6 protein-coding genes are annotated in these 6819 nt (G+C 68.5%); all 6 read left to right on the forward strand.

Annotated elements, in window-relative coordinates; all coding sequences use genetic code 11:
- Positions 1-22: 22 nt before the first annotated feature.
- The 6 genes from pyk to AC1DFU_RS22550 all read left to right on the forward strand — a co-directional run bounded on the left by pyk (position 23) and on the right by AC1DFU_RS22550 (position 6447).
- Positions 23-1459, forward strand: a complete 1437-nt coding sequence (pyk, locus tag AC1DFU_RS22525) for a pyruvate kinase (protein WP_092292047.1) — start codon at positions 23-25, stop codon at positions 1457-1459.
- A gap of 123 nt (positions 1460-1582) precedes the next feature.
- Positions 1583-2647, forward strand: a complete 1065-nt coding sequence (gene fba / locus AC1DFU_RS22530; RefSeq protein WP_092292049.1) for a class II fructose-bisphosphate aldolase — start codon at positions 1583-1585, stop codon at positions 2645-2647.
- A gap of 79 nt (positions 2648-2726) precedes the next feature.
- Positions 2727-3635, forward strand: a complete 909-nt coding sequence (locus AC1DFU_RS22535; protein WP_441591767.1) for a phosphoribosylaminoimidazolesuccinocarboxamide synthase — start codon at positions 2727-2729, stop codon at positions 3633-3635.
- Between the two features lie 21 nt (positions 3636-3656).
- Positions 3657-4154, forward strand: a complete 498-nt coding sequence (gene purE, locus AC1DFU_RS22540; protein WP_092292053.1) for a 5-(carboxyamino)imidazole ribonucleotide mutase — start codon at positions 3657-3659, stop codon at positions 4152-4154.
- A 49-nt stretch (positions 4155-4203) separates the two neighbouring features.
- Entirely contained in the window at positions 4204-5448 is a 1245-nt protein-coding gene (locus tag AC1DFU_RS22545; protein WP_092292055.1) for a 5-(carboxyamino)imidazole ribonucleotide synthase, read from the forward strand.
- Between the two features lie 9 nt (positions 5449-5457).
- The gene (locus tag AC1DFU_RS22550) at positions 5458-6447 is read left to right on the forward strand and encodes an L-threonylcarbamoyladenylate synthase (RefSeq protein ID WP_092292057.1); all 990 of its coding nucleotides are present in this window, start codon (positions 5458-5460) and stop codon (positions 6445-6447) included.
- Positions 6448-6819 lie beyond the last annotated feature (372 nt).

A 6819-nucleotide genomic window follows, 5' to 3' on the forward strand; every position in this document is an offset into this window, starting at 1 on the left:
AGCCTTTGAGGAAACCGCCCGCATGACTCGTTCCACCAAGATCGTTGCCACCATCGGCCCGGCGTCCAGCACGCTGGACATGCTGACCCGCATGATTGCCGCCGGTGTCGACGTGGTGCGCCTGAACTTCTCCCACGGCACCGCGCAGGACCATATCGACCGCGCCGCGCTGGTGCGCGAGGCGGCGGCGGCCTGCCACCGCGAGGTGGCCATCATGGCCGACCTGCAGGGCCCCAAGATCCGCGTGGGCAAGTTCGAGAACGGCAAGGTCACGCTGAAGCCGGGCGATCCGTTCGTGCTGGACGCCACCTGCCCGCTCGGCAACCAGGAGCGCGTGGGGCTGGACTACCAGGACCTGCCGCGCGACGTGGGCCCCGGCGACGTGCTGCTGCTCAACGACGGCCTGATCGTGCTGGTGGTGGACCGCGTCATCGGCAGCGAGATCTTCACCACGGTGCGCGTGGGCGGCGATCTCTCGAACAACAAGGGCATCAACCGCCAGGGCGGCGGGCTCTCGGCGCCGGCGCTGACCGCCAAGGACATGGAGGACATCAAGACCGCCATGGCCCTCGGCGCGGACTACGTGGCCGTGAGCTTCCCCAAGAACGCCACCGACATGGAAATGGCGCGCCAGCTGGCCGCCGTGGCCGGCCAGCCGCATGGCCACAAGGCGCGCATGATCGCCAAGATCGAGCGGGCCGAGGCCATTCGCCCGGGCGTGCTGGAGGAAATCCTCCAGGCGTCCGACGGCATCATGGTGGCCCGGGGCGACCTGGCCGTGGAAGTGGGCAACGCGGCGGTGCCGGCGCTCCAGAAGCGCATGATCCGCCTCGCGCGGGAGGCCAACAAGCTGACCATCACCGCCACGCAGATGATGGAAAGCATGATCGTGAACCCGGTGCCGACCCGCGCCGAGGTGTCCGACGTGGCCAACGCGGTGCTGGACGGCACCGACGCGGTGATGACGTCGGCCGAAACCGCCGCCGGGCGCTTCCCGGTGGAGACCGTCGAGGCCATGGCCGCCATCTGCCTGGAGGCCGAGAAGTCCGAAGTGGTGCAGCTCGATACCGACTTCCTGAACCAGACCTTCTCGCGCATCGACCAGTCGATTGCCATGGGTGCGCTGTTCACCGCCTATCATTTGGGAGTGAAGGCCATCGCGGCGCTGACCGATTCCGGCGCCACCGCGCTGTGGATGAGCCGCCACCGGATTCACGTGCCGATCTACGCCATGACGCCAAACCTGGCCTCCCAGCGCAAGATGCAGCTCTACCGCAACGTGGTGCCGCTGCCGCTCCAGTCGAGCACGGACCGCGACGAGGCGCTGGAGCAGGCCGAGGAGCTGCTGCTGGCCCAGGGCGTGGTGCAGCGGGGCGATTTCATCGTGCTGACCATCGGCGAGCCCATGGGGCAGCCGGGCGGCACGAATACCCTCAAGATCGTGAGGGTGGGCAGTTAAGGTTTAGGAACAAGCGCGCGCGATGTGGCGCGCCGGACAGACGCGGCACCCTGGCGGTGCGAACCTGCCGGCCCGGACATCCCCGATAAGAACCCCCCAAAATTTTTCATTCAGGAGTTAGACATGCCACTCGTTTCCATGCGCCAGCTGCTGGACCACGCCGCCGAGAACAGCTACGGCCTGCCGGCCTTCAACGTGAACAACCTCGAACAGGTGCAGGCCATCATGCAGGCCGCCGACGAGGTCAACGCCCCGGTGATCATGCAGGCATCGGCCGGCGCGCGTAAATACGCCGGCGAGCACTTCCTGCGCCACCTGATCGAAGCGGCCGTGGAAGCCTACCCGCACATCCCCGTGGTGATGCACCAGGATCACGGCCAGTCGCCGGCGATCTGCCAGGGCGCCATCGACCTCGGGTTCTCGTCGGTGATGATGGACGGCTCGCTGCGTGAAGACGGCAAGACCCCCGCCGAGTACGAGTACAACGTCGACGTGACCCGCAAGGTGGTGGCGCTGGCCCACGCCGTGGGCGTGACCGTGGAAGGCGAACTGGGCTGCCTGGGCTCGCTGGAAACCGGCGAAGCGGGCGAGGAAGACGGCATCGGCGCCGAAGGCGTGCTGGACCACTCGATGCTGCTGACGGACCCCGAGCAGGCTGCCGACTTCGTCAAGGCGACCCAGCTCGACGCGCTGGCCATCGCCATCGGCACCTCGCACGGCGCCTACAAGTTCACGCGCAAGCCCACGGGCGACATCCTGGCGATCAGCCGCATCAAGGAAATCCACGCGCGCATCCCCAACACCCACCTGGTGATGCACGGTTCGTCGTCGGTACCCCAGGAACTGCTGGAAGAGATCCGCAAGTTCGGCGGCGACATGAAGGAAACCTACGGCGTGCCCGTCGAGGAAATCCAGGAAGCGATCAAGTTCGGCGTGCGCAAGATCAACATCGACACCGACATCCGCCTGGCCATGACCGGCGCAATCCGTCGCTTCTTTGCCGAGAACCCGACCAAGTTCGACCCGCGCGAGTACCTGAAGCCGGCCCGCGAAGCCGCCAAGCTGGTCTGCAAGGACCGCTACGTGGCGTTTGGCTGCGAAGGCCAGGCCAGCAAGATCAAGCCGGTCGGCCTGATCGACATCGCCTCGGCGTACAAGACGGGCAAGCTCGCCCAGGTTGTGCAGTAATCCTGTCGTAACGGCGTCGTCCCCCGCAAACGGGGGCGACGCTTTTTTTGTTTGGCTCTCCCGCCGGCCCAGACCCACCATGTCCCAAGCTCTCTATCAGTCCTCCATCCAGTCCCTGCCGCTGCTCGGCCATGGCAAGGTCCGTGACAACTACGCCGTTGGCGACGACAAGCTGCTGATCGTCACGACCGACCGCCTCTCGGCGTTCGACGTCATCCTGGGCGAGCCGATTCCCGCCAAGGGCCGCGTGCTGAACCAGATGGCCAATTTCTGGTTCCGCAAGCTGGCGCACATCGTGCCGAACCACGAGACCGGCATCAGCGCCGAGAGCGTGGTGGCGCCCGAGGAAGTGGCGCAGGTGCAGGGCCGGGCCGTGGTGGTCAAGCGGCTGAAGCCGATCCTGGTGGAAGCCGTGGTGCGCGGCTACCTGGCCGGCAGCGGCTGGAAGGACTACCAGGCGACGGGCAAGGTGTGCGGCATCGAGCTGCCGGCCGGCCTGCAGAACGCGCAGAAGCTGCCCGAGCCGATCTTCACGCCGGCCGCCAAGGCCGAGATGGGCGAGCACGACGAGAACATCTCGTTCGCCGAGGTCGAGGAGCGGATCGGCAAGGATCTGGCTGCCCAGATGCGCGACATCTCGATCCGCCTGTACAAGGAAGCGGCCGACTTCGCCGCCACGCGCGGCATCATCATCGCCGATACCAAGTTCGAGTTCGGCCTGGACGACAACGGCACGCTGACCCTGATGGACGAGGTGCTGACCGCCGATTCGTCGCGCTTCTGGCCGGCCGATTCGTACCAGGTGGGCACCAACCCGCCGTCGTTCGACAAGCAGTTCGTGCGCGACTGGCTCGAAGCCGTGCGCATCGACGGCAAGCCGTGGCCCAAGACCGCCCCGGCACCGAAGCTGCCCGAGGACGTGGTGCAGAAGACCGCCGACAAGTACCGTGAGGCGTTGACCCGCCTGACCGGCGAAGCACTCGCCTAACCGCATTAGGAAGGACAGATCGTGAGCAACGCAGCAAAGCCGGTGGTCGGCGTGGTGATGGGCAGCAGTTCCGACTGGGACGTGATGCAGCACGCGGTGGCCATGCTCAAGGATTTCGGTGTGGCGTTCGAGGCACAAGTGGTCTCCGCCCACCGCATGGCCGACGACATGTTCCGCTACGCCGAGTCGGCGCGCGGCCGGGGCATCCGGGCGATCATCGCCGGCGCCGGCGGTGCCGCCCACCTGCCGGGCATGATCGCCGCCAAGACCATCGTCCCGGTGTTCGGCGTGCCCGTGCCGTCGAAGTACCTGCGCGGCGAGGACTCGCTGCTCTCCATCGTGCAGATGCCCAAGGGCGTGCCGGTGGCCACCTTCGCCATTGGCGAAGCCGGCGCGGCCAACGCGGCGCTGCACGCCATCGCCACGCTGGCCACCACCGACGACGCGCTGGCCAGCGCGCTCGAGGCGTTCCGCGCGAAGCAGACCGAGGCCGCGCGCGCCATGACGCTGCCGGCCTGAGCCCCAGTCCCTCTCTCTATCTATAAGTAAGCCGCCGGAACCGATCCGCATGCCGACCGATATCCATCCCTACCTGTCCGAAGCCCACACGCCGGAGTCGCGCGCCGAGTTCGGCGTGGACAACCCGACCGCGCCGATCCTGCCCGGCGCCTGGCTCGGCATGCTCGGCGGCGGCCAGCTCGGCCGCATGTTCACCCATGCGGCGCAGTCCATGGGCTACCGCGTCTGCGTGCTGGACCCGGACCAGGACAGCCCGGCCGGTGCCGTGGCGGACCGGCATATCTGCGCGGTCTATACCGACGAAGCGGCGCTGGCCGAGATGGGCCAGCTCTGCGAAGCGGTGAGTACCGAGTTCGAGAACGTGCCGTCGCTGTCGCTGGACCGCCTGGAGCAACTGGGCGCGTTCGTGGCGCCGCGCGGCTACTGTGTGTCGATTGCCCAGAACCGCATCGGCGAGAAGAAGTTCTTTGCCTCGTGCGCCGAGCGCACCGGCGTGCCGCCGGCCCCGCACTGGGTGATCCAGCACGATGCCGATGTCGACCAGATTCCGGACAACGTGCTGCCGGGCATCCTCAAGACCGCGCGCATGGGCTACGACGGCAAGGGCCAGGCCCGCGTGAAGACGCGCGAGGACGTGCGCGCCGCGTGGCGCGCCATGCAGCACGTGCCGTGCGTGCTGGAGCAGATGCTGCCGCTGGCCTACGAGGTGTCCGTGCTGGCCGCCCGCGCCGCCGACGGCAGCACCGCCACCTGGCCGCTGGCCGAGAACGTCCATCGGGACGGCATCCTGTTCTCGACCACCATGCCTTCGTCGAGCGTGTCCGACGACATCGCCAACCGCGCCCGCGCCGCCGCCGCCACCGTGACGACGGAGATGGGCTACGTCGGCGTGCTCTGCATCGAATTCTTCGTGCTGACCGATGGCACGCTGGTCGCCAACGAGATGGCGCCGCGCCCGCACAACTCGGGCCACATCACCATGGACGCCTGCGAGACCAGCCAGTTCGAGCAGCAGGTGCGCGCCATGGCCCGCCTGCCGCTGGGCAGCACGCGCCAGCATTCGGCCGGCAAGATGCTGAACCTGCTGGGCGATGTCTGGTTCGAGTTCGGCCTGGAGCGCACGCCGGCCTGGGACGAGGTCGTCGGCCAGCCGGGCGCCAAGCTGCACCTGTACGGCAAGAACGACGCGCGGCCGTCGCGCAAGATGGGCCATGTGAACTGCGTGGGCGAGCAGGCCGCTGCCGCCGAGGCGGCGTTCAACGCCGCCGCGCAGGCGCTCCATATCCCGGTCTGAGGGTTGCCGATGTCTTCACGCATGCCCACGGCGGCCGAACTGGATGAGGCCGTCCGCCTGCTCGAGGCCGGCCAGCTCGTCGCCTTTCCGACGGAAACCGTCTATGGGCTGGGCGCCGATGCCGAGAACCCCGAAGCCGTGGCGCGCATCTTCGCCGCCAAGGGCCGGCCGTCGAACCATCCGGTGATCGTCCACGTGGTGGATGGCGCCGATGTGGGCTACTGGGCTGCGGAGGTGCCGGAAGCGGCACAAAAGCTGATCGACGCCTTCTGGCCCGGTCCGCTGACGATCATTCTCAAGCGCGCCGCCCATATTCCGGCGGCGGTGGCGGGCGGGCAGGACAGCCTCGGGCTGCGCTGCCCCTCGCACCCGGTGGCGCAGGCGCTGCTGTCGCGCTTCCGGCGCGGCCGGGGCGGCATTGCGGCGCCTTCGGCCAACAAGTTCGGGCAGGTCAGCCCGACCACAGCCGAGCATGTGCGGGACGAGTTCGAGGGCACGGTCTACGTGCTGGAGGGCGATGGGGTGGATATCGGCATTGAATCGTCGATCGTCGATCTGTCGCGCATCGACGAGGTCGGGCCGGTGCTGCTGCGCCCCGGCGCGATCACGGCGGCGATGATGGCCGACGTGCTCGGCACGATGCCGCTGGCCCCCGACGCCGCCGCGCCGCGCGCCTCGGGCACGCTCAAGGCTCACTACGCACCGCGCACGCCGCTGACGCTGGCTTCGCCGGATCAACTGCCGCGCTACCTGGCGGCGCTGCCGGGCGATGGCCGGCTCGCCTGGGTCGGCGCCACGCAGGTCAGCAACGACCCGCGCTGCGTGTTCGTGCCAGCACCCGCCACGCCGGACGCCTATGCCCAGGCGCTCTACGGCCTGCTGCGCAAGCTCGACAAGGAAGGTTTCAGCCGGCTCGTGTTCGAGCCAGTCCCCGACGCCCACGACTGGGACGGGGTACGCGACCGCCTCGGGCGGGCCGCGGCGGCGTTCGAGGCTTAGCCAGCGCCTACCCTCTCCCCCGGCCCCTCTCCCGCAAGCGGGCGAGGGGAGCAAACCGAGGGCTTTCGATCTTCCCCCTGTGTTCTCCCCTCTCCCTCCGGGAGAGGGGCGGGGGAGAGGGCGGGCGCATCAATGCGYCACGACCCTGTTCAAGGCGCCCCGCGAAACACCCATTCTGGGACGGGGTACGCGACCGCCTCGGGCGGGCCGCGGCGGCGTTCGAGGCATAGCCAGCGCCTACCCTCTCCCCCGGCCCCTCTCCCGCAAGCGGGCGAGGGGAGCAAACCGAGGGCTTTCGATCTTCCCCCTGTGTTCTCCCCTCTCCCTCCGGGAGAGGGGCGGGGGAGAGGGCGGGCGCATCAATGCGCCACG

The sequence above is a fragment of the Cupriavidus sp. 10L45 genome, from assembly GCF_056395225.1.